The sequence below is a fragment of the Nocardia brasiliensis genome (assembly GCF_042691675.1).
Classification (GTDB): Bacteria; Actinomycetota; Actinomycetes; order Mycobacteriales; family Mycobacteriaceae; genus Nocardia; species Nocardia brasiliensis_D.
This window is the reverse complement of the sequence record NZ_CP170507.1, coordinates 5,035,992-5,062,738: the sequence shown is the minus strand read 5'-3', so window position 1 is coordinate 5,062,738 and position 26,747 is coordinate 5,035,992. Positions and strand designations below refer to the sequence as shown.

Sequence of the window (26,747 nt, the reverse complement as noted above, 5' to 3'; positions counted from 1 at the left end):
ATCAATCCTTCCCTGACGGTGACTCCGGGCGGGTGTCGTCGAGGTAGGCGCGCAGTGCGTCGGCCACCAGCGCCGACAGCGACATTCCCGACTCGATCGCCCGGAACTTGACCTGCTTGATCAGCCCGATCGGCAGGTAAACGTTGAACTGCTTCACATCCTCGTCGCCCACCAGCCGATGCTAGCATACTAGCAAGCTAGTCCCGTGCGCTGAGATCGACTGTGCGAGTCCGGCGGACGGAACGCCGGAAGCAGCGTCCGCACGAGCCCCGTCGCCCTGCGATAGTGCCGACCGCGAGGATTCCCAACCTGGCTCAGTTCTCCGCAATGTGCCGCAGTGTTCGGGAAGCGCCGTGACCTGGGGATCGGTGTGTGTTGCAGTGGGTCTCGATACCGGCAGCACAGGGAACGGAGGGCAGGCGATGACGGGGATGTGGTCCCAACTCGGGCAGACGGTTCGCAAGGCCATGGACGATTCAGCGGCGATGTGGCGGTTCGTGGTGTGCGTGGTCGTGCTCACCGCGGCGGCGGTCGCGATCATCGTTGCGGCAGCACCATAGCCGCCCGCTCGGCGCGTTGTTCGGAGATGATGGTTTCGATGACCAGCAGCACCCGCATCGGTGACATCGGCCGGGGGAACTCGCGGCTCGCCCGCGAACTCACCGCGCTGCGTCGCAGCGTGGACGCCGGGATCAGTGAGCTGGCCAAGGTATCGGATGGCGGCAGCCCAGATGAACGCCTCTCCGAGAACACCGTCCGCAATATCGAAGACGGCAAGAACGTCTTCGAAGTGTCGGTGTCGAAATACGTGCGGGCCTGTCGGCGCATTGCCGAGGCGAAGCACAAGCGCATCGACTCGAACCGGTTCGACGCGGGGTATTGGCGGCGGTTGTGGCAAGACGGGGAGAAGGCGCCCGCGTTCGCGGAGTGGGTCACCGACCACACGCCCACCGCGCGGCGGGGAGCCGAAACCGGTCGGACTGTGCAAATGCCGCCTCGCGGGCAGGATCTGGACGATGTCGACGACCCGTTCGGGGTCGGGGTCGATGTGCATCGGTCGATCACGGTGGACCCGGCCCGTGAGCGTGACCCGTTGCCGCCGTACGTCCGGCGCGACCATGACGACGAGTTGGGGGAGCGCATCGAGGCCGCGCGACGTGGTCGCAGTGGCATGGCGGTGTTGGTGGCCGGATCCTCGACGGGTAAGACCCGAGCATTGTGGGAGGCGTTGGCGGCATTGCGGAAAGACGGCGGATGGCGGTGGTGGCATCCGGATGAATCCGCGGACCCCGATGCGGTTCAGGCCGTCGAGAGTGTGGGCCCGCATACCGTGGTGTGGTTGAACGAAACTCAGAACTATCTCGGCCATAACGTCTCCGGCGATCCGCAGCGACTAGCGCGGCGGCTGCGGGAGTTGCTGGCAGACCCGCTGCGGGCCCCGGTATTGGTGTTGGGCACCCTCTGGCGCGACCACTGCAACACGCTGTGTCGCGATCACACCTCGCAGGTGGCGAAACTGCTCGAGGGCACCCTGATCCGGGTGCCCGAGAACTTTGTCGGCAAAGACCTGGCCGCGATGCGCGCGGCCGCTACCGATCCGCGGTTGAGCGAGGCGTGCGAACGCGCCGAGGGCGGGCAGATCACCCAGTACCTGGCCGGTGGACCGGAGCTGATCGCCCGCTATGAGTCCGCGCCACCGGCGACGCGAGCGGTGATCGAGGTTGCGATGGACGCCGTGCGCCTGGGCCACCGCAATATCCTGCCGCACTCGCTGTTACATGATGCGGCAGCAGCCCGCATGAGCGACAGCTCCTGGGATGGGTTGGCAGAGAACTGGTTCCCGCTCGTGCTGGCCGAAGTCGGCGAACCATGCAAGGGCGCACGCGGACCGATCACCCCGATCAGGGACCGCCCGCTACCCTCGCGCACCGACCGCCGCACCGGACATACCGCCGATCGGCGCGGCCGACCCGGACCGGGCACACCGGTATATCAGCTCGCCGACTTCCTCGATCAATACGGCCGCCGCGAACGTGCGAACACAATCCCGCCGATCGGGTTCTGGGAAGCTGCTGCCGCGCACGCCCGCCCCGGCGACCAACACGCGCTCGCGCAGGCCGCTTGGGCGCGCGGGCTGTACCGTGACGCCGCCCAACTATGGAAAAACGCTGCCGACCACGGCCACACCACTGCTGCGACCGAGCTCGTCACCCGGCTCCACACAGTGTTCCCCGACGACCGGCGGCCCGCCGCTTGGGCTGCCGGTCACGCTGCTCTGAACGAGACGGTCGCGGTGGCCAAGCTGATGTGGCAGCTGCGAAAGCTCGGCGCGGACGACCAGGCCCGGACACTGGCCGCGCGGGCAGCCGCCCATGTCCCGCTCGACAACCCGGGCGCGGTGGCCGATCTGCTGCGGTCGTTACGAAAGCTCGGCGCGGACGACCAAGTCCAGGCACTGGTTGCCCGTGATCCCGGCGCGCAAGCCGCCCTCGACAAGCCGCAGGCAGTGGCCGTTCTGCTGGCAGAGCTGCGAGAGCTCGGCGCGGACGACCAGGTCCAGGCACTGGCTGTGCGGGCAGCCGCCCACGTTGCCCACGACGACCCGTGGGCGGTGGCCAGGCTGCTGCGGGAGCTGCGGAGGTCTGGCGCGGACGACCAGGTTCATGCACTGGCGGCACGAGCTACCGCCCACGCCGCCCGCGAGAAGACAGACGCAGTGGCCAGGGTGCTATGGGAACTCCGGCGCTCGGGCGTGGGCGACCAGGTTCACGCACTGGCCACATGGGCTGCCGCCCACGCCGTCCATGACGACCCGGGCGCGGTAGCGAGCCTACTGCGGGCGCTGCGAGAGCTCGGCGCGGACGACCAGGTCCAGACCCTGCTTGCCCGTGATCCCGCCGTCCACGTCACCCTCGACAAGCCGCGGGCAGTGGCCGATCTGCTGCGGGAGCTACGAGCGCTGTGCGCGGGCGATCAGAGTCGGGCCCTGCTTGCCCGTGATCCCGCCGCCCACGTCGCCCTCGATGACCCGATCGCGGTGGCCGCTCTGGCGGGGGAGTTACGAGCACTCGGCATGGACGACCAGGTCCGAACACTGGCCGCCCGGGCAGCCGCCGAGCACGACCCGGTCGTGCTGGGCTGGTTGCTGCGGGAGCTGCGGAATAGTGGTGCGGGCGAACAGGTCCAGGCATTGCTTGCCCGTGATCCGGCCGCCCATGTCCCCCTCGACAACCCGCAGGCAGTGGCCGATCTGCTGGCAGAGCTGCGAGAGCTCGGCGCGGACGACCAGGTCCAGACACTGGCTGTGCGGGCAGCCGCCCACACCGCCCACGACAACCCGGTCGCGATGGCCCGGCAACTGTGGGAGCTGCGAGCTGCAGACCATCAGCTTCGAGCACTGGCCGCACAGGCAGCCGCCCACGCCCCCCGCGACGACCCGGTCGTGGTGGCCTGGTTGCTGCGGCAGCTGCGGAAAAGTGGTGCGGGCGACCAGATCCAGGCCCTGCTTGCCCGTGATCCGGCCGCCCATGTCCCCCTCGACAAGCCGCGGGCAGTGGCCGATCTGCTGCGGGAACTGCGAGAGCTCGGCGCCGACGACCAGGCGAACGTGCTCTCCGACCGGCTGCCTGCGAGCGGTTTGTTCGCTCTCTTCCTCTCGCTATCAGGTCGAGCAGAGCAGTTCCGCTTCGGCCGAGAACCAGACGGCGCTCGCGCCGAGCAATGGAGATGGGAAGACCTGCAATAGGAATACATACAGAGCTTGTTCCGGCCACGGGTGGGTGTCGGGATCACGTCGCGGTCCGCTTTCCCGTGGCCGGCCACCGAGTACGGCTGTATTCAGTTGTGCCACATCGTGTCTGCTTCTCGCTCTTTGTTCTTACGGGTTGTCTTGCTGGACACCTTCGTTATCGGCCGCACCGTCGGGCCCTCGTCCGTGCATCGGACTCATCTCGCACCTCCTTCCACCTGATTGGGAGCTAGCTGGGGTTTTCGCCCGCGGCGGGCTCACACCCGGTCGCGCGATTGCAGTGAGAACACAGCTGCCACGGTGAGCGGACAGGACACCGGTCCCGGTCATCGGATCGGGTGGCACACGGCGCGGGAGCGGCTGCGGAGATGGTCCGCGGCCCCGTCGAGCAGAGCACCGACCTCGAGCTCGGTGACTTCGGGGAGGCCTGATACCACCGGTCGATCGCTCCGAACAGTCGCGGCGTCTCCAAGCAGACGACGTGGTCGGCGACCGCGGCGAGCGCGCGGATGGATCGACCGGAGCCGACCGGCACTCCGCCGCGCGGTAGGCCCAGGACCACCATCTCGTGCCCAGACAACGCTCGCAAGCGTTCGGTGAGCCGACGTCCCGCTTCACAACGATCAAGAAATGCCATGCCTTGCTCCTGAGTCGGGTATCCACACGGAGACGAGCCGCGCTGCCGGACCCGGAGAAAAGCGACTCGTACTCTACATCGCGAAATACGCGGAAGACAAGGCTGCCACCTGGTTGCTCGATGGACTTGATGCCTACCGGCTGGTAGCCGATCCCGCCCACGGCGATAAACATTCGGGCTGTTCACAGCAGTCCTCGGGGTTGTCCCCGATCATCCGGCTTCAATGGCATCCGATTGAACCGAGCGGTTGCCCGAACCCCCTTGGGTGGCACCAACACTGGTGGAGGCTTAGGCACCGTCCGTCGTCATCGCCGCCACGGGTGTGGATAAGGCTAGGTAGGCCTCGGGCACCGTGCTGGACGACGGCACCGCCAACGAGCTGTTGCACCCCATCACGTTTGGCATTTACGGTGAGCTGCGCCAGCAGTGTGGCGTCGGTGATCTCGTCAGCCACCAGTTTCCGTGCCCAACAAGTGCTTTCGAACAGTCGGCGCCGGACTACCTAGGCCGGAACCGGGCGGGTGCGGTCGGTGGCCAGCAGGACGGCGACGGCGCCCAGCAGTGTGCCGGTGACCCAGCGCTGTGCCCGCAGCCACAAAGGTCGGCCGGACAGGAACGCGGCGAGACTGGCGGCACCCAGCACGATCAGACCGTTGACGGTCAGCGCGATACCGATCTGCACTGAGCCGAGCAGCAGACTCTGCAACCAAATTCGCCCGTGTTCAACAGTCACGAACTGCGGGATCAGCGCCATGTAGATGATCGCGATCTTGGGATTGAGCAGGTTGGTGACCAGCCCCATGGTGAAGAGTTTGCCCGTGGAGTCGGCGGGCAGACCGGACGGCTCGAATACCGAGAGCCCGCCGCGCAACGTCTTCCACGCCAAGTACGCCAGATACGCTGCGCCGGCCAGCTTCAGGGCTAGATACAACCCCGGTACTACCGCGAAGATCGCGGTAATCCCGACGGTGGCGGCCACGAGATACACCATGAACCCGATCGCCACGCCCGACAACGAAACCAGACCCGCGCGCCGCCCCTGCGATACGGTCCGCGATACCAGGTACACCATGTTCGGCCCCGGCGTAAGCACCATCCCCAGCTCGATCGCGGCCACTCCCAGCACCGCCGTGGTTTCGATCACGCCTCATCCTCGGGGACACCCATCACCGCTGTCGACAGCCAGTTCCGCCGCACTGGACTGCTAGCCGTCGCGTTTGCTACCGACGACGAACCGACTTGAACTTCCTGGAATCGGCTACTCAGAGACTGGTAGTAGGGCTTGGTCTCGGCCGGAATCGAGTCCCAGGTGCCCGGTGAGAAGTTCCCAAATCGGCTGCCTGCCTGTAGCGATAGTGATGACGGGACGTTCGTCGCAGGTCGAACTTGCATGCCCTGTTGGCGAATAAGCATGCTATTGACTAGATCTGGGCCGTCGGCGACGCTGGATCTGCGCACAGTACGACCGAGTCGGGGGGCCTTTCGGTGACCTTCTCCCAGCAAGTTTGGGTGACTCTGATCCAAACGTCGTCCACCGCACTGCTGGTCGCGGGATTGGGAAGCATCGCGGCGACCAGTTGGTCACGTCGACACGAGCGGCGGCGCGAGAGCTTCGAGGTACGCACCAAGCTGCTACATGATGTGGCCCGCGTGTGCCAGGGGATGTATGTGTTTCTCCAGCACACTCGTCGCCAGCTCATACAGGCTACCGAAACTCAGGAGCGGTCGAGGATCCTGGCCGCGCTCGACGAGAAATTCTTGACCTTCTCTATCGAGGCGGCGGAACTGCAGACGGTATTGGGTGCGCGATTCGGCGTCGTCCGCGCAGTCCCACCCAGCAGCACAGCCGAAAACCTGGCTCCCTTCCTGCGATTGCATCAAGCCCACGACCTCTTGGCTCTGTACTACTACAACCTCGAGGAGTTCTTCCCCGGCATTGTCCTCGCCGAAACCTCAATCGGTCACGGCGGAAATTACCACTCCGGGCTGGACCTACGGCCGTATTCCGGTGGGCGAGAGCTTGATCCGGAGGCGCTACGCCGTATGCGACGCGACATCCGCGAGGCATACGACACGGCAATGATCGACCTGGCTCGCGGCATAACATGTGAGCGGATCAAAGTCGACTGAGCAGATCGGATCCTGCGCGAATTCCCGCCTGCTCCTCGGCAGATCAGGACGTTCGTAACCGGGTTGTCGGGATGCCTGTGCCGCCGATCAGCCAGGCGGAGGACTCCTTCGGCTGTTCTGATCTGCGTGCGCGGGGCCGCCTCCTCGCGCATCAGAGTTCGCTGAAGAAGCTGTGGCTGACGCTAGACGACGGTGAAGGAACATCATGAGTCGAGAGTCTTCCGCATCATGAGTGGACAGATAGGAGGGCGGCGAATGGCCATCATGCTGTTGGGAACCTTCGACACCAAGGGGGAGGAGTATGCGTATGTCCGTGACTTGATAGTCGAGTGTGGCAAGGACGTCGTTCTGGTCGACGCCGGTGTCTTGGGAACCTCGTCCCTCGTCGCTGACGTGGACTCGTCAGCGGTCGCTGCCGCGGCGGGCGCCGATCTGGCGGGGCTCAGGCGCGGGCGTGACCGTGGTGTCGCGCTCGACGTGATGGCGTCCGGCGGCGCTACCGTCGCCAAGCAGTGGTATGCGCAGGGTCGGCTCAGTGGTGTGCTCGCGCTCGGGGGTAGCGGAGGTTCCTCGATCGCCGCGACGGTCATGCAAGCGTTGCCTGTTGGCCTGCCGAAGCTGCTGGTCTCGACAATGGCTGGTGGGGATGTCTCGCCGTACGTCGGGACGACCGACCTGACGCTGATGTACAGCGTCGTCGACGTGGCAGGGATCAATTCGATTTCCCGTCAGGTTCTGGGCAACGCCGCGGCTGCGATAGCGGGAATGGCCGACGCGTATCAGAAAAGGCGATCGAAACATGATGGGGCCCAGGACAAGCCGCTTGTCGCCGCCAGCATGTTCGGCGTCACGACCCCCGCCGTGGATACGGCTCGACGCCGGTTGGCGGAACTGGGGTACGAGGTTCTGGTATTCCACGCCACCGGCTCCGGCGGCCGCACCATGGAGCATCTGGCCGCTGACGGGCACTTCGTCGGAGTCCTCGACCTCACCACCACGGAGATCGCCGACGAGGTGGTCGGCGGGGTGTTGTCCGCCGGGCCTGATCGGCTCACCGCGGCGGCAAAGGCGGGTATTCCGCAGGTCGTCAGCCTCGGTGCCTTGGACATGGTGAACTTCGGGCCGAAGGACACCGTGCCGGAGCGGTTCCGCGAGCGACACTTGCTCGTCCACAACGAGACAGTCACGTTGATGCGCACGAGTGCCCTCGAAGCGGGCCGGATCGGTGACCTGCTCGGCCGGAAGCTGGCAGCGGCAACAGGGCCCACCGCGTTGTTCGTTCCCCGCGGCGGACTGTCCGCGGTCGACGTGGACGGCGGACCATTCTGGGACCCCGCGGCGGACGCGGCGTGCATCGACTCGGTACTCGAAGCGGTGGCGGGAACCCACGTCGAGGTGATCGACAGCGATCAGGAAATCAACAGCACGGCGTTCGCGACGGCGGCCGCCGAGCATTTGCACCGACTCATCAGGAGCGCACAACGTGAATCGTGAACAAGCTCTCGCGAGATTTCGCAGCCAACTCGATGCCGGTCAGCCGGTGATCGGTGCGGGCGCGGGCACCGGACTGTCGGCCAAGTCCGCGGAGATGGGTGGGGCCGACCTCATCATCATCTACAACTCGGGTCGGTTCAGGATGGCCGGTCGTGGCTCGCTCGCCGGCCTGATGCCCTATGGCGACGCCAATGCGATCGTGCTGGAGATGGCCGCCGAGGTGCTCCCCGTCGTCAAGAAGACCGCCGTCCTCGCCGGTGTCTGCGGCACCGATCCGTTCCGGCAGATGCCGCGGTTCCTCGACGAGATCCGCGCCATCGGGTTCACCGGTGTACAGAACTTTCCCACCGTCGGTTTGATCGACGGTGTCTTCCGCGCGAATCTCGAGGAGACCGGTATGGGGTTCGATCTCGAAATCGAGCTGATACAGTTGGCAGCCGAGAGCGAGTTACTCACTGCGCCTTACGTATTCGACGTGGAGCAAGCTACTGCGATGGCGCAGGCTGGCGCGGACATCATCGTGCCGCACATGGGCCTGACGACGAAGGGCAGTATCGGCGCGACAACGGCGATCACTCTGGACGAGGCGGTGGTGCGGGTGCAGGAGATGCGTGATGCGGCCGCGGCGGTCGACCCCGACATCCACGTGTTGTGCCATGGCGGCCCGATCGCGGAACCCGGCGACGTGCGCTACATCCTCGAGCACACCCACGGTGTCGCGGGATTCTTCGGTGCGTCATCGATGGAGCGGCTGCCCACCGAACGCGCCATCTCCGACCAGCTTCGCGCCTTCAAGGAAATCCCCACCAACCACCGCTGAGTCGCGAGTATCCCGCGACGCTCGACGAAGGAGAGTCTTATGCACTGCGATCCGAACACTGTCGCGACAATGGTTTTCGACTGGGGCTCGATCAAATGGCATGTCACGCCTGACATCATCGATGGTGCGTCGTCGACGCTCGGCGAGGTGGTGATCAACCCGAACAAAGGTCATGACCGCCACGACCATCCCGACTCCGATGAAATCCTCTATGTCGTGGACGGCGAGGGACGCCAAACAGTCGGTGACAGCGAAGAATTCACCATCAAGGCCGGTGACGCGGTATGGATCCCTCGCGGCACCTTGCACTCCACATACAACACCGGGTGGCGCCCGCTGCGACTGGTGGCAACCTACACGCCCGGTGGCGCCGAGGCCGCCCTTCGTGGTCTGCCGGATTTCGTCGAGCTGGCACCGGGGGAGTTCCCGACGTGGGCACAAGATTCGTAACGGCGAAGTCGGTCAGGATCGATTCAATCCGCTTTGCCACGCGTTCGGCCGACTGTGCTCCGCTGCAGGGGCGGCGCTGGCAGCGGCGCCGAGAGTTGGACGTGGCCCACGCCGGATGGTGCGCCGCGTCCCCTAAGTCAGTTGGGCTGCCAGCCTTTTCGCGTTCATGTAGGCGATCGCCTCGATGGAGACCATCGGGTTGACGCCGGAGGCGGTGGGGAAGCAGGAGCCGTCGGCGACGACGATATTGGCGACTTCCCAAGTGGCGCCGTCGGGGTTGGTGGCTGAAAGTTGCGGGGAGCCGCCCATGCGGGCCGAGCCCATGATGTGCAGGGCGCCCATCGCGCAGCGCCCCGGTCCGTAGCCCGCGTCGCGGCAGGCGGCGGCGAAATCGGCGTGCGAGCCGCGGCGGCCGGGTTCGTAGGCCACGCCGGCTTGATGGCCGGAGAATATGCGGCGTGCGCCCGCTGCCTCGAGAAGGCTTGCGGCGCCTTCGATTCCGGTGTGCAGGTGGGCGGCGTCGTAGGGCGACAGGCGGTAGTTGACGATCGGTTCGCCGGATTTGTCGATGGCGACGGTGCCCGAGTCGCGGTCGCGGGTGATGACACCGATCGGGGTGGTGTGGGCGAAGTCGAGCAGGGTGCGGCGATGTGCGTCCGCACCGCGCCAGCCCATGAAGCCGATGGCCAGGCCGGGATGGACCGGACCCGTTTCGTAGATGACGCCGTAGCCGTTACCGTCGAGATTCGCGTGCTGACGGCAGATACGCCCCTGTAGTGCGCCTTCCCAGCCCCGCAGTTCCTCGTCGAAGACGCCGAACACCGCGGCGGCCGGGTGCAGGCGCAGGTGGCGTCCGATGTTCTTGTTGCGCAAACCGGATCGGCGCAGCAGCGCGGGTGTCTGCACCGCGCCCGCCGCGACGACGACGGCGCGGGCACGCACCTCGATCTGCACTCCGGACTCGGTAACCGCTGAAATACCTTCGGCGCGGCCATTTTTCACATGGATCCGGCGGACGTTCGCGTCGACTACCAGTCGGGCACCGGCGTCGGCAGCGTCGGCAAGCCACGTCTTGGCGACGGACTGCTTTGCGCCGAGGCGGCAGCCGTAACCGCAGGTGCCGCATTCGATTCCGGCGTCGCAGGCGTCGGTTACGTTGCGCGGCAATGCACCCACTTCCCAGCCGAGTGCCTGCGCGCCGCGTTCCAGGACACCGTCGCGGGCCGAGAGGGGGGAGCGGCTGTCGGTGACGGCGAGTCGGCGTCGCACTATCTCGAGGGCGTCGCCGAACTCGGCCTCGGCGAACTGGGCCGCACCCAGTTCCGCCCATTCCGCGCGGACGGAATCGGGGGTGGGCAGTGCGGTGCTCCAGTTGACGACGGTGCCGCCGCCTAGACAGGTGCCGGCGACCAGGGTGATCTGCCCTTCGGATGAACTGGCACCGGGTGCGTACAGCTGTTCCAGGGCAGCAAGTTCGCCCGCACCGAAATCCCGGTCGTCGTAATAGTTTCCGCGCTCGAGCACGATGACGTCCAGGCCGGCCTCGGCCAGTACGGCCGCCGCGGTGCCACCGCCCGCGCCCGATCCGACGATCACGACATCGCAAGTGAGCGTGGTGTTCTCGGTGCACCGTATCGGCGTCAGCGACGGCTGTGGGGCGGTACTGAGCGGCCCGGTCGGCGCGGGGTAGCCGATCTCCTTCCACAACGGGTTGGTGCCCGTGGGGCCCGGAGTCACGTTGTAGGACAGCAACGCCGCCTGTTTGAGCGCTTGGAAGATCGCCCGCACGGGCGCCGATCGCGAATCGCCGAGCCGCAGCAGCGCCCGCTCTCGCTCCTGCTGCGACAGGGTGGAAAACCGACGCGGGCCTGCGCCGAGGAGCATTCCGGTCAGGCGAGAGTCCCACCACCCCAACAGCATTGCCAGCTGCTTGCGATCGGCCTCGCGCGGACTGCGGCCCAGCAGCCGGAAGACGGTGTCGACCGCGCCGAGTTCGCTCGCCGGCGGCAAGGTCGATCCGTCGCCGGGAACGAATGTATCGCAGATCATGCTCAGCGCTGCCCGCTGCTCGGCCGTAGGCTCCATATGAAACTCCCCTTTTTCCCAATGCCGGTCGAGTTAATCATGTCGGGTGGACTTCGCGCACAAGTTCCAGGTAGGAGCCCTGCCGGGGCGGAATATTCATTCACTTGCTTGCGGCGTCCGATCGGATATCTCGACGATGGCCGCGGCGCGGGCCGGAGATGCTTGCGGATGCGCTCAGAGCGCCGCACGACCGCGCGAGTAGTTGCACCGCTCGCTGACGCCGATTCGGCAGCCAGCTCACCTCGCAGGTCGGGCGAGATCAGCGGAATCGACTGGTGCTCAACGGAAATCGGCCAGGTGGTCGACGACCCACTCTCGATAGGTGTGTGCGGGCGCACCGGTGACCTCGGTGACGGTGGACAGCACCGGCTCCGGCTGTGCGGTCATCTCGTCCATCTCCACCAGCACGTTGTCCACCTCGTCCACCGGCATCCAGGCGGACATGCCCGCCACCATCTCCTCCCGGGACATCTTCTCGAACCGCACCGGCACCCCGAGCGCATCGGCGATGATCCGCGCCCGCTGCGGCGCGGTCAGCAACTCGGGGCCGGTCACCTCATAGACGGCGCCGATGTGCGCCTCGAGCAGGGCCCGCACACCCACCGCTGCGATGTCCCGCTCGTGGATCACCGACCTGCGCCAATCGTCGTAGTATTCGCGCACAACACCTTCCGCGCGAATGGACTCCGCCCAACCCAGGTCGTTCCCGGCGAATCCGCCCGCGCGCACGAAGGTCCGGCCGACCCCCGTTTCGTCGATGAGCCGCTCGAGGTAGCCGTGCGAACCGGCCACCGCGCCGGCCCGCTCGTCGGCGCCCATGGCGGACAGGTACACGATATGCCGCACCCGCTCGGCCAGCTTCCGCACCACGGCGGGCGCGGCAGCGTCCGCATCCAGCGTCGGCCACACCAGGAACACCGCGTGCACGCCGTCGAGCGCGGCATCCAGGCTGCCCGGATCCGATAGATCTCCACGGACCACTTCGACACCGGGCGGCAGATCCGCCGACTCTGGGCGACGGACCAACGCTCGAACCTCGACGCCCGCCTCGTGTAGTTGGTTGACGGCTTGGCGGCCGACCTTGCCTGTTGCTCCGGTAACCAGAAACATGGATCCGATCCTGCTACCTGAACTATTGTTCATGTCAACCTCGCGCGGCTCTCACGGCCGGGCGTCTCCCCGTCAGCACTTCTCCCAATGACCCGGGGAGGTCTGCTTGATCGACGACTTGACGAAGGTGTTCCACAGACCCAGGTTCTGGTTGGAACCGTTGGCGTAGGTGTAGCCGTTGGTGACGTGGGCGCGTCCGGCTGCCGTGTGCGCGTGATTCGTATCGGTAACGCATGCTGGTGCCGGACTCGTGCTTGTCGGCGGGGTGGTCGTCGGCGATGTGCTCGTCGGTGGGACGGTCGTGGTGGAGGTCGGCGGCGTGGTCGTGCCGCTGTCCAGCCGCTCGACCATCGCCATGATGGTCTGGAGCTGTTTTCCGCCCTGCCAGGCATAGTTGGCGTCGCCGCCGTAGCCCCACCAGTTCCAGCAGCCGTTCGGGTTTGTGGTGCCGGCGTTGCTGAGCGGAATCGCTTGCGGGTAGAGCACGATGGTGTTGTTGGTGTCGGCGTATTCGTTGAGGTAGGCGTACTTCATGAAGGTGTCGCCGAACGATTGATAGCTGTAGCCCTGCTTGCAACCGTGCAACGCGACCGTCAGCCGACAGGACGCCCCGTCGGAGCAGGGCTTGGGTACGTAAGCAAAACCCTTGCCGTCCATGCTGATCGCACCGGCGTTGCCGCCCGGCGCGTAAGCGTTCTGATCGAACTGGACGAGTTTGCCGCTGAGGGTCGCGGCGGGGCCGCTCACGCGGCCGAACAGCTTGCCCAGCATCTGCCCGACTGGATCGCCTGCGCATTTGTTGACGAACGGCGACCGGGTCGCGGCGCACTCCACCGGCCCGATCGGGCTCACCCACGCGTGCCCGGCCGGACCGTCCTTGTCATAGCTGACGTCCGCGCCGAACAGCCCGTAATAGGTTGCGAGGTCATCGTTCACGGCCTGCACGACGGTGTTGTCATTGGTGCCGTGGTGTAGGTACACGGGGTCACCGGCCAGGTTCGCCACGGCGTCGACCTTGCCCGTGTTCGCCAGTCGACGTGTCTCGTCCGCCAACTCGGTAGGGGACTTGCGCCTTCCGTTCTGCATACAACTGTTCTGGGCGGTCACGGCATAGTCGAAATCCTGTGCGCACCGGTACGGACCGGCGGCGAAGACACCGGCGCCCGCGAAGACAGCGGAGTAGGCGACGTGCAACTGGGTCGCCATGTACCCGCCGGAAGAGATCCCGACGACGTAGGCGGCGCTGATGTCATAGCCGGGCAAGTCCTGTGGTGTCGGGCTGGGCACGGCGGCGGTCACCACCGCCGTGCTGGCCGCCGTGACGGTCGCGAAGGCCAGAGCGCCCAGGGTGGTTCGGATCTTCATCGTCGGCTCCTCATCGTCGGGGGTGGATTCGGCGGACTCAGTCGCCCAGCTCGCACGTGCCGACCGGTTGTCCCGGGGCAGGCCGCGACAGCGTCGCGCTCAGCGGCGGCAATCGTTTTGTCGTGGTCCAGGTTTCGAGCGCAGTGAAGGCACTGCGAAAACAAGGCAGCAGTGGCCGGAGCAGATCGGGAAACGAGTCGTACAACCCGTCCACATGGTTGCCGCCCTCGACCCGGTAGTACCGGTGCAGCGGATCGCTCCCGTGCGCCCGGACCATCGCGGCATAGACATCGGAGTCCTTGCCGATCGGCAGCAAGGCGTCCAAGGTGCCGTGCACGGTGAGCAACGGTCTTCGCAGACGCCCGGTCAACGCCACCCGCCGCACCGCCGCCCGAACCGACTCGGGACGACCGGCGTAGTCGTAGTCGGACTCCGCGCCCGAGTAATCCGGATCGAACTCCGCACGGTAGATCCGCTGCGTCGAACCCCAGTAGGTTTTGTCGTGATAGTCCCACAGTGGCGCTGACTCAGCCGGAAATCCCGCCGCCACAATGTCTTCCGGTGCATTCGGATATTTGCCGAGTACCGGTGGCAAGAACCTGAGTAGATTCGCCTCATCGCTCCACAGCGTGCCCGCCCACTCGACACCACCGTCGTAGAGCCAAGGCACCTGCTCCAGCTGCCAGCGCACCAGATAGCCGCCGTTGGACAGGCCCGCCGCGATGGTGCGCTCGGCCGGTCGTCCGTATCGCCGCAGCACCGTGGCCTGCGTCGCGATCGTCAATTGTGTCAGCCGGTGATGCCATTCGACGATGGCGTCACCGGGCGCGACCCCGTCCTGATGGAAATCACTGCCGCTATTGCCTTTATCCGTCGCGGCGTACGCGTAGCCCTGGGACAGCACCCAATCGGAGATGGTGAAATCGTTTGCGTACTGGCGCCGGTTGCCGGGCGTTCCGGCCACCACCAGCCCGCCGTTCCAGTGCTCGGGCAACCGAATCACGAACTGGCTGTCGTGGTTCCAGCCATGGTGGGTGTTGATGGTGGAACTGTCGGGAAAGTAGCCGTCGATCTGGATGCCGGGCACCCCGGCCGGATTCGTCGCGCTTGCGGACTGTAGGCCAACCCAATCCGCGGGCACGGTATGCCCGGACGCCACCGTGCCCGTGGTGGTCAGGTCGGCCAGACAGGCCGAAATCTGCTGCTCCGCGGCGGCAACCAGGGGCGCGGCGCAACTCGCCGGTTGGATTTCCGCGACCATGACATCGGCGGCGGCTCCCACCATGACGACCGCGACCGTCACGGTGGCGACGTGTGTGACCAGACGTGAAACCAGCGGCATAAGGCTCCTCCTCGAGCGGAATGCCTGAATTCTGTGCGCTGGCATCGGCAGGTAACCAGATACGCCGCAGCCACTTTCGGACTCGGTTTTGTGGTGTGGGGCACCACTGTTCCAGCAGCCTCGTCAAATATGTTGACGCGTCGGATACATGCGGCCGGAAGTATGTGGCCCGAACACGTCGCAACCGCGATCGAATCGATCTACTGTCCCAGCACAGCTTGATCCGGACAGCGGTCTACGTCTCGGAGACACACGACCGGTCTCGGTGTCCCGAATCCGGCACGGCCGCCTACGGATCGGCCTGGAGTTTCGGCACAGCTCGATTCATGGAGGCGGTATGGCGCAGCAGGCGACCGATCGCCGATGACCAGCTCGACCATGTCCTGGCAGATATTTCTCGCGCTGCTCGAGCGGGAGGCACCCGCCGTCGAGTTCGAAGCGCCATTGCTGGAAGCACGCGCGGCCGGAGCCTGCGCGGCAACGCTGGCCGAGTTGGAGGCCGCGAAACTCGCCGCGCTACGCGTGCGAGCGCTGCTCGAGCGGCGCGCCCGGCGCGAGGCGGAGCTGGCCGCCCTCTTCGACACGGCAAGCGATCTGGCCGGATTGCGCGAGGTGGACGCGGTGCTGTGCGCGATCGTGCACCGCGCACGGCGACTGCTGCACGCCGACATCGCCTACATGACGCTGCCCGACCCCGAGCGCGGCGACACCTATATGCGCGTCACGGACGGGTCGGCCGCACGGGCCTTCCGCGAGTGTCGGCTGCCGATGGGTGCGGGCCTCGGCGGGCTCGTCGCCCAGACCGGAATGCCGTACTGCTCCGCCGATTACTTCGCCGACCAACGCTTCCGCCACACCACCGAGATCGACGCCGCCGTCGCCGAGGAAGGCATCGTCGCCATCCTGGGTGTCCCGATGAAGCTCGGCGACCAGGTGATCGGCGTACTGTTCGCCTCGCACCGCAGCGCTCGGCCCTATGCTCCCGAAGAGATCGCACTGCTGGGCTCGCTGGCAGCGCACGCCACCGTCGCCCTCGATTCGGCGCGCCTGCTGACCAAAACCCGCACCGCCCTGGCCGAACTCAGTGCCGCCAACGCGGCGATGCACGCCCACTACACCACTGTCGAGCGCGCCGCTCAGGCCCATGATCGAATGACCGATCTGGTTGTCCGCGGTGGCGGGGTCACCGATATCGCGACGGTCGCCCGGGACATTCTGGGCGGGGCACTACTCGTCTTCGACGCCGAAGGCGGCCGCATCGCCGATATCGATCCCGAGGCCAGCGGCCGCGACCAACTCGACGACCCCACCCTGCTCGGCGAAATCGTCCAAACCGCAGGCAGACTCGGCAGAACCGCGCGCCTGCGGGACCTGTGGGCCGCTCCCGCGGGGGCGGGCGCCGAACCGCTGTGCACGCTGGTGCTGCAGCATTCCGGCGAGCTCTCCCTGGCCGACCAGCGCATCCTCGAACGGGCGGCATTGGTCACCGCGCTGCTACTGCTGTTCCGGCGCAGCATCGCCGAGGCGGAGAGCCGGGTGCGCGGTGAGCTGCTCGACGATCTGCTCGGCGGCCGAGTCGCCGGTGATGCCGCCCTGCGCAGCCGTGCCGCCCTGTTGGGCATCGACCTCGAACAGCCCTACGTCCTGTTGGTGGTCGACCATGGCGGCCGCCCGCGCGCCGCTACCTGGACGACCGGTCACATCACGATGCACCAGGGACTGGCGGCCAACCGGGGCGAGCACACCGTGCTGATGCTGCCCGGGACCGATCCCGGGGCCATTGCCAGAAAGTTCGCCACCGAACTCAGCACCGCCACCGGAGCTTCCGCGACCATCGCCGCAACCGGACCGGTCGATCTCCCGGCGGGGGTCGCCGACGCGCACCGCGAGGCGCAACGGTGCATCCACGCCCTGCACGCGCTCGGCCGCTCCGGTGCGGCGGCGAGCACCGACGATCTGGGCTTCGTGGGCCTGCTGATCAGCACGAAAGGTGACGTGCTCGCCTTCTTGACGACAACCCTGGGGCCGGTCATCGACTACGACCGGCGTCGCGGCGCCTCGCTGATCCGCACCCTGGAAGCGTTTTTCGGCAGTGGGTGCAGTCCGAGCAATAGCGCCAAACGGTTGCACATCCATGTCAATACCGTCACTCAGCGGCTGGAGCGAATCACCAGCCTGCTGGGCGACGACTGGCAAGACCCCGACCGCGCTTTGGAAATCCAATTGGCCCTGCGCCTGCACCGCCTCCGCGAATCCGCCGTTTTCATCGAGAGCGGTACTGGCGCAGGCGATGTCGATATCCGATGAGGTGCTGCCACCAGGACGGACTGAGTGCGGAACTGCCGCAACAGGGCCGCGTGCTGATGCCCGCTTCGCTCGTGATGTCGCCGATGCTGAAATCGAACGGTAGCACCCCGTCCAGAGCCAGAACTGCGGCGGTGTGCGTGGCGTGAAACTACCCCCTCGGCGGATCCGCGCCATGAGGGTGAATATGCCGGTAATGGCGGTGGAAGCAGCGAAAGCGACGGCTGGACCGGGTGATCCGCATTGGCGATTTTCCGTGGGTAACTGGCAGAAATGCCACTGGGATGTGCCCCGGCGGGGAGATACCTTCGTGACCGATCCACCCCTGAGCCGTCCCGAGGAGTCGCCCGGTCATGAATTCCGTCGTCGTCACTATTGTCGCGCCGCTGCTGATCGGCGTTCTGTACGCCCTGTTGATGTCGCTGATCCGGGAACCGCATCGGCGCTCTTTCAACGCGATCATGGTCGCCGGAGCCGGAGCCGCGTATCTCAGCGGCGGCGGCCTCGGCGCCTGGGAGTACCTGTTCGCCGCCGCCATCACCTACTGCGCATTCCGCGGCCTGAATTCATGGACGTTCATCGGAATCGCTTGGCTGCTGCACACCGTTTCCGACCTGTTGCATCACCTCAAAGGCCAACCGATCGTCCCCTTCGCGCACGATTCCTCGCTCGGCTGCGCGATCTGCGACCCCGTGATCGCGCTGTGGTGCCTACGCGGCGGCCCCGACCTACTGGCTTTCGTCCGCCGCCGCGGCCGCAAATCCGACCAGCAGATCGAGCTCGCCAACTAGCCGTCCACGCCCGGTGCCTCGCGACGCCCACGGATACACGGGCATCAGGTAGATCGAGACTTGAACCCGCTGTGCCTGAACGATTCAGGTCGGCATCAGTGCCCACCCCTTGTCGTCGGTCACTGCGTGCGGACGACGTCATGGGTGCTGGTGCTCCCGGTGAGTCCGGGTGTTGCGCTCGGCTGGTTGCCGTTGGCACTATTGCATCGGTATGCCGCTGGATTCCGATATCGCCTATGACAGCCTCGAGGGTTTGGCTGTTGGCGATGCGCTGGGTGCCCAGTTCTTCGTGCCCGGCAGTTCCGTACCTGAGCTTCTCGCCCGGCGACCACCGGCGCCACCGTGGCAATGGACCGATGACACCGAGATGGCCTGTTCGGTGTACTCAGAAGTTCGCCGTCGCGGGGGCGTCGACCAGGACGCACTCGCCGCCGCGTTCGCGGATCGCTGCGAGCCCTACCGCGGCTACGGTGGCGGCACTGTTGTTGTGCTGCACCAGATTCGCGACGGGTGGCCCTGGATCGAAGCGGCGACCGCCGCATTCGGTGGTAGCGGTTCGTGGGGAAACGGAGCGGCGATGCGGGTCGCTCCGCTCGGGGCGTACTTCGCCGCGGACCTTGATCGCGCGGCGGCGCAGGCCGCGTTATCGGCTGAGGTCACCCATCGGCATCCGGAAGCGATCGTGGGGGCTATGGCGGTCGCCGTCGCCGCCGGGCACGCTGCGGCGACTCGCGGAAAAGGCTGTGCGCCAATCGAATTGTTGGATTCGGTGGAGCCGTATCTGGTCGATGGACGGACCGCGGAGGGTGTTCGTCGAGCCAGGAACCTGCTGGGTCGATCGGTAGCCCAAGCGGCTTACGAGCTCGGCAATGGCGCACAGGTCAGCGCTCAAGATACGGTGCCTTTTACCCTCTGGGCGGCCGCTACCTTTCTTGATGACTACCCGGCCGCGGTCACCGCATGCGTCGAGGCCGGTGGGGATGTGGATACCACGGCTGCGATCGTCGGTGGAATTGTGGCCGCTCACACCGGGGTCGGAGGTGCGGGCGAGATACGCGGGATCCCGCACCAGTGGTTGGCCGCACGCGAGCCCTTGCCCTCCTGGGCGACAGATTGACCCAGTCATCAGCGAATCGACCACCACGAGCTCGCCCGACAGACACGTGATCTCGCCGAGCGCAACAAGATTCGCCACGACCGCGCAGGGTAGACGAGGTCATTGGGCGCTGGAGCCAATACCTCATGCTGCCAAACGGGGGACTTGTGCCGACACTACTCAGTGATACTATCTACTGGTACTAAGCAACAGTGAGTAGCGCGAGGAGGTGATCGGTGGGCAAGCAGATTACGGAGATGCTCAAGGGCACGCTCGAGGGCATCGTCCTCGCGATCTTGTCCGCGCGGCCCGCGTACGGCTACGAGATCACGGCGTGGCTGCGGGAGCAGGGTTTTTCCGATATTGCCGAGGGCACCGTCTATGCCCTGTTGGTCAGGATCGAGAAACGTGGCCTGGTCGACGTGGCGAAGATCCAGTCGGAGAAGGGGCCGCCGCGCAAGGTGTATTCCCTCAACGCGCAGGGGCAGGAATATCTCGACGAGTTCTGGAGGACGTGGAGCTTCCTTTCCGAACGGCTCGAACAGCTCCATGAAGGAGGCAGCTGACCATGGACATCTCGAAGCTCACCGCGAAGGTGATCGGCGATATGGGGGACAAGCGGCGGTGGTGGAAGTACAAAGCGCGCAAAGAAAAACTGCCCCAAAGCTATCGCATAGCGGTCGATGCGCTCGAGCGGTACCTGATGATCCTCGGACCTGGGGGTAGCACCGCTATGTTCGAGGACCTCATCGATCTGTTCGAGCAGAGCGCGGCGGATGGAACCCCGGTCGGTGAGGTCGTCGGGGACGACCCGATGGAGTTCATCGAGACGTTCGCGCGGAACTACCAAGAGGACTCGTGGAAAAGCCGCGAACGCAAACGGCTGACCGACGCCATCGAGCGTGCCGCCGGAGAAGACGCCGGGAAAGGGAGTTAGGGCTCCCCCGATGACAAACCGCGCTCCGGTGATCCGCGTGCAAGATCCGGAAAAGTTTTGCCAGACAACGGATGCCGCGAGAGACGGATTCGCGATCGGCCGGGCGGCAGCGTTCGCCGGCATCACGGTGGCGATGGTCCGGCACTACCACCAGCTCGGACTGGTCGACGAACCGGAATGTGACAGCCGCGGTTGTCGGCGGTACCGGTCGGCCGAGTTGCTGCGGCTGGTGCGGGTTCGGGCGTTGGCCGGGGCGGGCGTGGCGTTGGCCGAAATCGGGGATCTGCTCGACTATCTCGCGCACGTCGAGGACATCCTCGGCTCTCGGTAAGTCTTTGTGCGGAGTGGGCCCAGTTGTGCCGCTGAGCCCACGAACAGTGTTGCACCCCAACATGATACGAGGCTGAAGCCGCTACGGGATCCGCCAAGTCGTGCTGTACTGCTTGACGACCGCTACGCGGAATTCCCAGTCAGTCGCGCATCGGCACGGCTATGTGTATACATATACGTATAACCGCTTCCGGTCGAAGGGATCGGTGCGGGAATCGAGAAGAGGACTACAGCGATGGTAGGTACGACAAGCAGGACAACAGGCCATGGCCACGATGGCCGTGAGAGCGGCGTCGAGGACGGCTGGGGCAAGGTCGCCGACGCGTTCCGCGCCAACTTCGACAGAAACCCCGGCGAATTGGGCGCGGCGTGCTGCGTCTACGTGGACGGCCGCCGGGTCGTCGACTTGTGGGACGGCATCGCCGGAGCCGAGGCGGACGGTGTCGCCGATCGCGAGGCGAACCGACCGTGGGCCGACGACACCGTCGTCCGGGTCGCCTCCACGACCAAAGGCGCTACCGCGATCTGTGCCCACATGCTGGCACAGCGCGGCGAGCTGGATCTGGACGCCCCGGTGGTCGACTACTGGCCGGAGTTCGGCGCCAACGGCAAGGACCGAATTCCGGTGCGCTGGTTGCTATCCCATCAGGCTGGTCTGCCGATCGTCGACGGGCCGTTGACGTTCGAGCAGGCATGCGCCTGGGACCCGGTCATCCGCGCACTCGAGGCACAGCCGCCGCTGTGGCAGCCGGGCACGGAGCATGTCTATCACGGCGTCACCTACGGGTTTCTGGTCGGCGAGGTGGTGCGCCGGATCTCCGGGAAGTCGCTCGGCAGGTTCTTCGCCGACGAGGTGGCCGCCCCGCTCGGACTGAGCGCCTGGATCGGACTGCCAGCGGAACAGGAGCAGCGGTTGGCCCGCATCGAGTACGCCGCTCCGTTCAGCCTGGAAGAGCTTATCGCCGGGACGACCAAAGCTACCGGGCTCGACGCGGACACGGTCACCGCATGGTTCAACGCCGTGTGGGGTCCGGACTCGGTGCAAATGCGCGCCGGTTCGCTGGGCGGTGCCTTGGACAACATGGCCGACCCCGAGACCGCGTACTACACCACGCGTGCCTGGCGTGCGGCAGAGTTCCCGGCCGCGAACATGGTCGCCGACGCTAGTTCGCTGGCACGGATGTACGCCGCCACGGTCAGCGATGTCGACGGCGTGCGACTGCTCGATTCGACCACCGTCGAACGGGCGACAGCTGTCCAGTCCGATAAGACGCGGATGCACGGGCTGCCGCCGCATCTGAACATTCCGGCCGACCGCTCCTTCAACATGTCGCTCGGGTTCTGGCGAGCCTGCCCGATGCTGCCGATGACCGGGCCGGGGTCGTTCGGCCACCCGGGCTCCGGCGGATCGATCGGGTTCGCGGACCCCGACGCCCGGGTGGGCTTCGGCTACGTCACCAACCTCTGGAATTTCCGCCCCGACGACCCGCGGGCGTCGAGCCTGTCCGAAGCTGTCCGATCCTGCCTCGGCTGACTCCGGGGCGCTCCACTCACCGGTTCTCGCAGCTTCCCGATTGCCAATTGGGCGTTGGCAATCGGCGCTCGTGGCTAGGCGTTGGCTCTGCGGAGGCGTTCGGTTGCTTGCGCGCGGACGGCGTCGCAGGACACCGGGGGGTCGCCGTGCAGGGCTTCCCAGCGGGCGTTGTGCGCCGCGGGCCACAGGCTGGCCGCCCACGCGATCTCTTGCTCCTCGGCGGTGAACCGGCGTCTCCGCCGAGCCTGATAAGCCGTCAGGAATGCGGCGGAGCTCTCGATCGGGGCCAGGGTCGGCGGCCCGGCGTCTCTGGTGAACGCCCCACACGCCGCACCCACCAGTGCCGCCTCCGGCTGCCACGCCAGGCTGTCCCAGTCGTGCACAGCCCACACCTCCCTGCCGTGCCAACGGAGGTTCTGCGCTTCGAAGTCGGCATGGCCGAGCACGCACGGCAAGTCGGCGGCCCGCATCCGCTTGCGGGCCCGCTCGGCCGTGTCGACAACGTACGCGGGCACAACGCTCTGGTCCCGTTGATCGAGAAACCCGATCTTCGGCCACAACCCGGAATCGGTGTGGTCCCAACGCACCCAGCGCGGATTCGGCAGCGGCGGCGCGACGGTCACCTCGCCAGTTCGGCCATCAACCGGGCGAACACTTCCGCGTACCGCACGGCGACGTCCGGCGAGTCGCCGCGCAACAGTTCACCGCCAGGCCGGTACTGCTCGGCGTGCACGGCCAGGGCACCGACGCCGACCGCAGGCGTGAGCGGCCGGGCGCACGGAAACCCGCGCTGCGCCAACCGATCCTGCGCGGTGACACACGACGCGACCCGACCGTCATCCTCCCGCATCTTCACCACGACGTCCTGCCCGCCGGCCAACCGCAACCCGACCACCGTCGAAATCGATTGCCACTCGAACAGCACGCCGACCGGCTCGGCCCCCAACAGGTCCACGCACCACGCCGACATCCAGTCCGGCAGATCATCCAACGGCACAGTGAAACTGTGCCATGCACAGTGCCCACCCCTAGATCCGAACCGCTGCGATTCGCGCCGAGCTCAACGGCCCCGTGGTAGTAGCCGTTCATGTAGCCAACCATGGGTATGCGACGTAGCCGCGAACGTCGAGTTACAGCGTGGCGCGCTGCCTGGCCCGGGCTGCGATGGCCTCGGCGACCGGCCATTGCGCACTGATGGCTGTCAATTCGGTGACCTCGTCGAGGAGACTGTCGGCGGCCGAGAGCGCGAAGTAGCGGCTTCCGCTCGGTGGGTGGCCGTGCGCCTTGGCGTCTCGGGCGCGAACGAGCAGGACGGCGCGGTCCAGTGCGTCGTGTGCCTGGCCGGTCGGGGCGGCGCTCGAAATCGCCGCCTCGATATCGGGTGGGTGCGGAGTCGCGTAGCGGGCCAGGGCCAGGATGCTGTCCCGGATCTCGATGACGGTGCGGTGTAAGAGATATCGGTTGGGCTGGGCGCCGAGCGGTACGGGGCTGTGGTGCACGATCTCCGGGCAGGCGGTGGTCAATTCGACCCAGAGGGGGCGAAGCGCTTTGCGGTGACGCGTCAGCTCGTCTACGCCCATCCGGCTGCGTGCTGCGGCGAGTATGGCGATCATCGTCAATCCCATGCACAGCAGGAGATCGAAAAACACCCCGTTGCGGTCGATTTCGGCCTGGAAGCCGGTGAACGAGTTGTGCGGCGCGCTGATTCGGATGGCGGCCGCCGTGATGGTGGCGCCGATGCGACCGAGCACCGCGACGCCCGCGAGGAGTATCGCCACGTACATGGCCGCTTCCCGGCGACCGACCCGGTTGCGTAGTTCGGCACTGGCCGCCCGGATGACGATGACCGCCATCGCCGTACCGATCGGCGCTGTGCACAACCAGTATCCGAACTGTGCCCATCCGCCGCGTTCGAAGATCGTGCCGTCGCCATCGCCGAATGTGCTGCAGCACAGCGCCGCCACACTGAATACGGCGGCAAGCCCGTAGCAGACGCGCGGCGAGCGCGAGCGATGCAGCAGCGCCGCCCCGATCAGCAGCCCGGCCGCATAGCCGACATTGAAACCGACCGCCCCGAGTTCGAGAATCAGCTGTTCCGAGAGCCATCCGCCGGATAGGGCGGTGATGAGACGGCACACTGTCGGTTCCCGGGTTGCCGCCGTGGCGACGACACAGCCGAAGGCGATGGTGACGTGCCGATCGAGCTCGGTACTGAGCAAGCCGACGAGGCGGCCGGTGAGCAACAGGATGGCGGCGACAACTATGGGCAGCGTTACCGCTGTCGGCAGCGTCGACGTCATCATTGCTCGCGGGACTCAGCGCTGAAAGACCAAGCGGCCGAGCACCGAACGCGGCCGCTTGACGTCGACGTCGACATTGGACATGAGCATCGACGCGAACAGTTCGGCCTGGTTCTCGTCGATATCGTCGTAATCGCTGCGGGCCAGCACGCGCAGCACGCTATCGATATCCAGGTCGGGGAACAGTGCCGCGAGCGTCCGGCGCTGGGCTCCCGGCGAAACGAATCCGGCATGATCGAGCAACAGATGGGCGATCTCGTGCATCACGATGTGGTCGGTGTGGTAGCCGGAGCTGGCCGCATCGTAGACGATGACGATATCGTCGGCGCGTTCGACGACCAGTCCGCACGGGAATCCACCCGTGGTCAGATCTTGTTGAGGAACAATCAGAATCGGCTTGCCCACCCGCTCCGCAACGTGCGTGATGAACGTTTCCAGATTCCACGGCCGCGGCACCTCGAGCGAATCTGCCAGCTTTCGGACTTGTTCGACCGCGGGGTCGACACCGGCGCGTCGGAACATGGAGCCATCTTCGCCGCCGATGGTCCGGATTGTCCAGGGGAGTGGTCAGGCATCTGGCAGTCCGTGGTCGCCGGTCGCTGCATGATCGCTGATCCGGAAAATCAGTTTCCCCGGGACTGAGTCATTCGTACTGTGAATGAATGGGTTGCGTAGAGGTCAGGCCGATGCATGTGGACGACCTACCCAGCGCTGAACGCGCCTCCGACGCAGTATTCCTCGATAGCGATCGGCGTGATCGACGAGTCAGCGAGCCCGAGCCCGAACCTCGATCGGACCAGGCCACCAAGCGGTGGATCGATCGCATGCGCTACTTCCTCGAGATCGACCCGCGCGGCTGCTGGGTTGCGGTCGACGGCGAGCAAATCGTGGGATTCGCGATCTCGCAGAACCGAGATCGTCTGTGGTACTTGGCAACCTACGGCGTCCTGACCGGTCAGCAGGGACATGGTATCGGGAGACGGCTGCTCGACGCCGTCCTGACCCACGCCGACGGTCGCCAGGGGATGTTCTCCTCGAGCGTGCATCCCGCAGCCACCCGGCGTTACCGATTGGCCGGATTTTCGCTGCACCCCCAGATGCGCATGATCGGCACCGTCGACCGCTCCACGCTTCCGGCGGTGACCGGACTGTCCGACGGATCGGCCGACGATTTCGACTGGATGAACCGGCTGGACCAGCAGCTGCGCGGGGCCGGTCATGGCGCCGATCACCAATATCTGTTGACCGGACATCGCTTGGTCGTGTCCCGCGCCGGCGACCAGCCGGGATACGTCTACCTAGACGACCGAGGACGTCCGATTCTGCTGGCCGCGGCTGATCACCGCACCGCGGCGAACCTGCTCTGGGAAGCGCTCGCCGCCGCGCAGGCAGAAACGCTCGTCAACTGCATCACCACTGCCAACGAGTGGGCAGTCGACGTCGGGCTGGCGGCGGGGCTCCGCATCGGCCAGGAGGGTTACCTCGCCGTCCGCGACATGCCGACCCCGGCACCATATCTGGCCAGCGGACAGTTCCTCTGAAATCACAGCCCCGCAACGTAACTCGTCGCCCCGGCCAGCCGGGTAGATCGCCGAATCGTGCCTGAGCCAAGCGTGCCGTCGACAGCTTCGTCTTCGGCCCTGCGTCAGCTCGGCGCGGCATAGTGGATTTTGACCACAGCGACTTCGACCGGACGCGGGCGGCTGATCACGGCGTCGGCCGGACCATAGGATGAGCCCTTGCCGCCGTCACCGCAGGTGAGCAGGTTCGGCGCGGAAGCGCCACCGCCACCACCGTAGTAGCCGCCCGCACCCCCGCCACCACCGCAGTAGCCGTCTCCGCCCGCGCCGCCTGCGGCGAACACGCCGTCCGAGCCTGCCGCACCACCCGAATCGGGAGTCGCGCCCCTACCGCCCGCCTCGGTGGTCGCATCGCCGCCCGTGCGGCCCCGGCCGGGACTGTGGATTCCGCTCGGGCCAGGGGCACCCGCGGCGACGACCAGCCGTGACTGCAGACTGCCCGGAGCATCGGATGGCAGGAGGCGAACATCAGAGGCGCCACCGCCACCCACGCCGGGGAAGTTGCCCCCGCCGCCCGGGCCGCCGCCGTTGAAACCGCCGCGGTTCGGACCGTCTCCGCCCGAACCGCCGACCATGACGTACATGGTGGTTTCCGGCACCACGTCCAGCGGCGCGACGACCATGTCGCCGGGATAGTCGTTGTTGAATGCGGCTCGGCCGCCGATAGCGGTCACTCGCACGGAGGTCACCGCGG

General features: G+C 66.4%; 25 protein-coding genes. 14 read left to right on the top strand and 11 right to left on the bottom strand.

Translation table 11 applies throughout. From position 1 onward, the window contains the following. Position 1: 1 nt before the first annotated feature. Complete coding sequence (locus ACFK0J_RS23165; protein WP_378730599.1) at positions 2–172, bottom strand: CopG family transcriptional regulator; 171 nt, start codon at positions 170–172, stop codon at positions 2–4. 250 nt (positions 173–422) lie between these two features. On the opposite strand from ACFK0J_RS23165, the gene ACFK0J_RS23160 reads away from it, so the two are divergent. After that, the gene (locus ACFK0J_RS23160) at positions 423–560 is read left to right on the top strand and encodes a hypothetical protein (RefSeq protein WP_378730598.1); all 138 of its coding nucleotides are present in this window, start codon (positions 423–425) and stop codon (positions 558–560) included. A gap of 38 nt (positions 561–598) precedes the next feature. Then, entirely contained in the window at positions 599–3,745 is a 3,147-nt protein-coding gene (locus ACFK0J_RS23155) for a hypothetical protein (protein WP_378730596.1), read from the top strand. A 1,142-nt stretch (positions 3,746–4,887) separates the two neighbouring features. On the opposite strand, the gene ACFK0J_RS23150 is transcribed toward ACFK0J_RS23155, so the two are convergent. Further along, entirely contained in the window at positions 4,888–5,529 is a 642-nt protein-coding gene (locus ACFK0J_RS23150; RefSeq protein ID WP_378730594.1) for a LysE family translocator, read from the bottom strand. A gap of 365 nt (positions 5,530–5,894) precedes the next feature. Here ACFK0J_RS23150 and ACFK0J_RS23145 point away from each other — a divergent pair, with 365 nt between their 5' ends. The 4 genes from ACFK0J_RS23145 to ACFK0J_RS23130 all read left to right on the top strand — a co-directional run bounded on the left by ACFK0J_RS23145 (position 5,895) and on the right by ACFK0J_RS23130 (position 9,279). Continuing rightward, positions 5,895–6,515, top strand: a complete 621-nt coding sequence (locus tag ACFK0J_RS23145) for a hypothetical protein (protein ID WP_378730592.1) — start codon at positions 5,895–5,897, stop codon at positions 6,513–6,515. Between the two features lie 255 nt (positions 6,516–6,770). Continuing rightward, a complete protein-coding gene (locus ACFK0J_RS23140) occupies positions 6,771–8,009 on the top strand; it encodes a Tm-1-like ATP-binding domain-containing protein (protein ID WP_378730590.1) in 1,239 nt (412 codons plus the stop codon). Further along, complete coding sequence (locus ACFK0J_RS23135; RefSeq protein WP_378730588.1) at positions 7,999–8,829, top strand: phosphoenolpyruvate hydrolase family protein; 831 nt, start codon at positions 7,999–8,001, stop codon at positions 8,827–8,829. The genes ACFK0J_RS23140 and ACFK0J_RS23135 overlap by 11 nt, the downstream gene beginning before the upstream one ends. A 69-nt stretch (positions 8,830–8,898) precedes the next feature. Then, positions 8,899–9,279 (top strand): cupin domain-containing protein, encoded by a 381-nt coding sequence (locus ACFK0J_RS23130; protein WP_378730586.1) that lies wholly within the window; start codon positions 8,899–8,901, stop codon positions 9,277–9,279. 132 nt (positions 9,280–9,411) lie between these two features. On the opposite strand, the gene ACFK0J_RS23125 is transcribed toward ACFK0J_RS23130, so the two are convergent. From ACFK0J_RS23125 to ACFK0J_RS23110, 4 genes are all read right to left on the bottom strand, one after another. Then, positions 9,412–11,364 (bottom strand): GMC family oxidoreductase, encoded by a 1,953-nt coding sequence (locus tag ACFK0J_RS23125; RefSeq protein ID WP_378730584.1) that lies wholly within the window; start codon positions 11,362–11,364, stop codon positions 9,412–9,414. A gap of 279 nt (positions 11,365–11,643) precedes the next feature. Beyond that, the gene (locus ACFK0J_RS23120; RefSeq protein WP_378730582.1) at positions 11,644–12,474 is read right to left on the bottom strand and encodes an SDR family oxidoreductase; all 831 of its coding nucleotides are present in this window, start codon (positions 12,472–12,474) and stop codon (positions 11,644–11,646) included. Positions 12,475–12,546: 72 nt separating this feature from the next. Next, positions 12,547–13,839, bottom strand: a complete 1,293-nt coding sequence (locus tag ACFK0J_RS23115) for a hypothetical protein (protein ID WP_378730580.1) — start codon at positions 13,837–13,839, stop codon at positions 12,547–12,549. A gap of 37 nt (positions 13,840–13,876) precedes the next feature. After that, complete coding sequence (locus tag ACFK0J_RS23110) at positions 13,877–15,181, bottom strand: tannase/feruloyl esterase family alpha/beta hydrolase (RefSeq protein ID WP_378730578.1); 1,305 nt, start codon at positions 15,179–15,181, stop codon at positions 13,877–13,879. A 363-nt stretch (positions 15,182–15,544) separates the two neighbouring features. On the opposite strand from ACFK0J_RS23110, the gene ACFK0J_RS23105 reads away from it, so the two are divergent. From ACFK0J_RS23105 to ACFK0J_RS23075, 7 genes are all read left to right on the top strand, one after another. After that, on the top strand, positions 15,545–17,488 hold the full coding sequence (locus tag ACFK0J_RS23105; RefSeq protein ID WP_378730576.1) for a helix-turn-helix domain-containing protein: 1,944 nt from the start codon (positions 15,545–15,547) through the stop codon (positions 17,486–17,488). A gap of 350 nt (positions 17,489–17,838) precedes the next feature. Continuing rightward, positions 17,839–18,276: a DUF6010 family protein gene (locus ACFK0J_RS23100; protein WP_378730574.1), complete on the top strand. Its 438-nt coding sequence runs from the start codon at positions 17,839–17,841 to the stop codon at positions 18,274–18,276. A gap of 211 nt (positions 18,277–18,487) precedes the next feature. Beyond that, complete coding sequence (locus ACFK0J_RS23095) at positions 18,488–19,393, top strand: ADP-ribosylglycohydrolase family protein (protein ID WP_378730572.1); 906 nt, start codon at positions 18,488–18,490, stop codon at positions 19,391–19,393. A 215-nt stretch (positions 19,394–19,608) separates the two neighbouring features. Further along, a complete protein-coding gene (locus ACFK0J_RS23090; RefSeq protein WP_378730570.1) occupies positions 19,609–19,938 on the top strand; it encodes a PadR family transcriptional regulator in 330 nt (109 codons plus the stop codon). Positions 19,939–19,940: 2 nt separating this feature from the next. After that, positions 19,941–20,309 (top strand): DUF1048 domain-containing protein, encoded by a 369-nt coding sequence (locus ACFK0J_RS23085; protein ID WP_378730568.1) that lies wholly within the window; start codon positions 19,941–19,943, stop codon positions 20,307–20,309. Between the two features lie 10 nt (positions 20,310–20,319). After that, entirely contained in the window at positions 20,320–20,640 is a 321-nt protein-coding gene (locus ACFK0J_RS23080) for a MerR family transcriptional regulator (protein WP_378730566.1), read from the top strand. Positions 20,641–20,874: 234 nt separating this feature from the next. Further along, positions 20,875–22,173 (top strand): serine hydrolase domain-containing protein, encoded by a 1,299-nt coding sequence (locus ACFK0J_RS23075; RefSeq protein WP_378730564.1) that lies wholly within the window; start codon positions 20,875–20,877, stop codon positions 22,171–22,173. A gap of 74 nt (positions 22,174–22,247) precedes the next feature. On the opposite strand, the gene ACFK0J_RS23070 is transcribed toward ACFK0J_RS23075, so the two are convergent. The 4 genes from ACFK0J_RS23070 to ACFK0J_RS23055 form a co-directional block, all read right to left on the bottom strand. Beyond that, positions 22,248–22,796 (bottom strand): hypothetical protein, encoded by a 549-nt coding sequence (locus ACFK0J_RS23070; RefSeq protein ID WP_378730562.1) that lies wholly within the window; start codon positions 22,794–22,796, stop codon positions 22,248–22,250. Further along, the gene (locus ACFK0J_RS23065) at positions 22,793–23,170 is read right to left on the bottom strand and encodes a hypothetical protein (protein WP_378730560.1); all 378 of its coding nucleotides are present in this window, start codon (positions 23,168–23,170) and stop codon (positions 22,793–22,795) included. Before ACFK0J_RS23065 ends, ACFK0J_RS23070 begins: the two co-directional genes overlap by 4 nt. A gap of 133 nt (positions 23,171–23,303) precedes the next feature. After that, positions 23,304–24,476 (bottom strand): DUF6545 domain-containing protein, encoded by a 1,173-nt coding sequence (locus ACFK0J_RS23060; RefSeq protein WP_378730558.1) that lies wholly within the window; start codon positions 24,474–24,476, stop codon positions 23,304–23,306. A 12-nt stretch (positions 24,477–24,488) separates the two neighbouring features. Continuing rightward, complete coding sequence (locus tag ACFK0J_RS23055; protein WP_378730556.1) at positions 24,489–24,995, bottom strand: CUE domain-containing protein; 507 nt, start codon at positions 24,993–24,995, stop codon at positions 24,489–24,491. A 164-nt stretch (positions 24,996–25,159) separates the two neighbouring features. Here ACFK0J_RS23055 and ACFK0J_RS23050 point away from each other — a divergent pair, with 164 nt between their 5' ends. Then, positions 25,160–26,014 (top strand): GNAT family N-acetyltransferase, encoded by an 855-nt coding sequence (locus ACFK0J_RS23050; RefSeq protein ID WP_378730554.1) that lies wholly within the window; start codon positions 25,160–25,162, stop codon positions 26,012–26,014. Between the two features lie 104 nt (positions 26,015–26,118). Here the strand turns inward: ACFK0J_RS23050 and ACFK0J_RS23045 are convergent, their stop codons facing one another. Next, positions 26,119–26,742 carry a glycine-rich protein gene (locus tag ACFK0J_RS23045; protein ID WP_378730551.1) on the bottom strand — a complete coding sequence of 208 codons (624 nt, stop codon included), beginning with the start codon at positions 26,740–26,742 and terminating at the stop codon, positions 26,119–26,121. Positions 26,743–26,747: the final 5 nt, after the last annotated feature.

Excerpts from the sequence above, each read along its gene's own strand:
- ACFK0J_RS23105 (WP_378730576.1), top strand. The coding sequence starts at position 15,545 with ATGACCAGCTCGACCATGTCCTGGCAGATATTTCTCGCGCTGCTCGAG.
- ACFK0J_RS23110 (WP_378730578.1), bottom strand. The coding sequence starts at position 15,181 with ATGCCGCTGGTTTCACGTCTGGTCACACACGTCGCCACCGTGACGGTC.
- ACFK0J_RS23075 (WP_378730564.1), top strand. The coding sequence starts at position 20,875 with ATGGTAGGTACGACAAGCAGGACAACAGGCCATGGCCACGATGGCCGT.
- ACFK0J_RS23160 (WP_378730598.1), top strand. The coding sequence starts at position 423 with ATGACGGGGATGTGGTCCCAACTCGGGCAGACGGTTCGCAAGGCCATG.
- ACFK0J_RS23155 (WP_378730596.1), top strand. The coding sequence starts at position 599 with ATGACCAGCAGCACCCGCATCGGTGACATCGGCCGGGGGAACTCGCGG.
- ACFK0J_RS23080 (WP_378730566.1), top strand. The coding sequence starts at position 20,320 with ATGACAAACCGCGCTCCGGTGATCCGCGTGCAAGATCCGGAAAAGTTT.
- ACFK0J_RS23085 (WP_378730568.1), top strand. The coding sequence starts at position 19,941 with ATGGACATCTCGAAGCTCACCGCGAAGGTGATCGGCGATATGGGGGAC.
- ACFK0J_RS23140 (WP_378730590.1), top strand. The coding sequence starts at position 6,771 with ATGGCCATCATGCTGTTGGGAACCTTCGACACCAAGGGGGAGGAGTAT.
- ACFK0J_RS23060 (WP_378730558.1), bottom strand. The coding sequence starts at position 24,476 with ATGATGACGTCGACGCTGCCGACAGCGGTAACGCTGCCCATAGTTGTC.
- ACFK0J_RS23115 (WP_378730580.1), bottom strand. The coding sequence starts at position 13,839 with ATGAAGATCCGAACCACCCTGGGCGCTCTGGCCTTCGCGACCGTCACG.
- ACFK0J_RS23100 (WP_378730574.1), top strand. The coding sequence starts at position 17,839 with ATGAATTCCGTCGTCGTCACTATTGTCGCGCCGCTGCTGATCGGCGTT.
- ACFK0J_RS23120 (WP_378730582.1), bottom strand. The coding sequence starts at position 12,474 with ATGTTTCTGGTTACCGGAGCAACAGGCAAGGTCGGCCGCCAAGCCGTC.
- ACFK0J_RS23050 (WP_378730554.1), top strand. The coding sequence starts at position 25,160 with ATGCATGTGGACGACCTACCCAGCGCTGAACGCGCCTCCGACGCAGTA.
- ACFK0J_RS23125 (WP_378730584.1), bottom strand. The coding sequence starts at position 11,364 with ATGGAGCCTACGGCCGAGCAGCGGGCAGCGCTGAGCATGATCTGCGAT.
- ACFK0J_RS23055 (WP_378730556.1), bottom strand. The coding sequence starts at position 24,995 with ATGTTCCGACGCGCCGGTGTCGACCCCGCGGTCGAACAAGTCCGAAAG.
- ACFK0J_RS23130 (WP_378730586.1), top strand. The coding sequence starts at position 8,899 with ATGGTTTTCGACTGGGGCTCGATCAAATGGCATGTCACGCCTGACATC.
- ACFK0J_RS23095 (WP_378730572.1), top strand. The coding sequence starts at position 18,488 with ATGCCGCTGGATTCCGATATCGCCTATGACAGCCTCGAGGGTTTGGCT.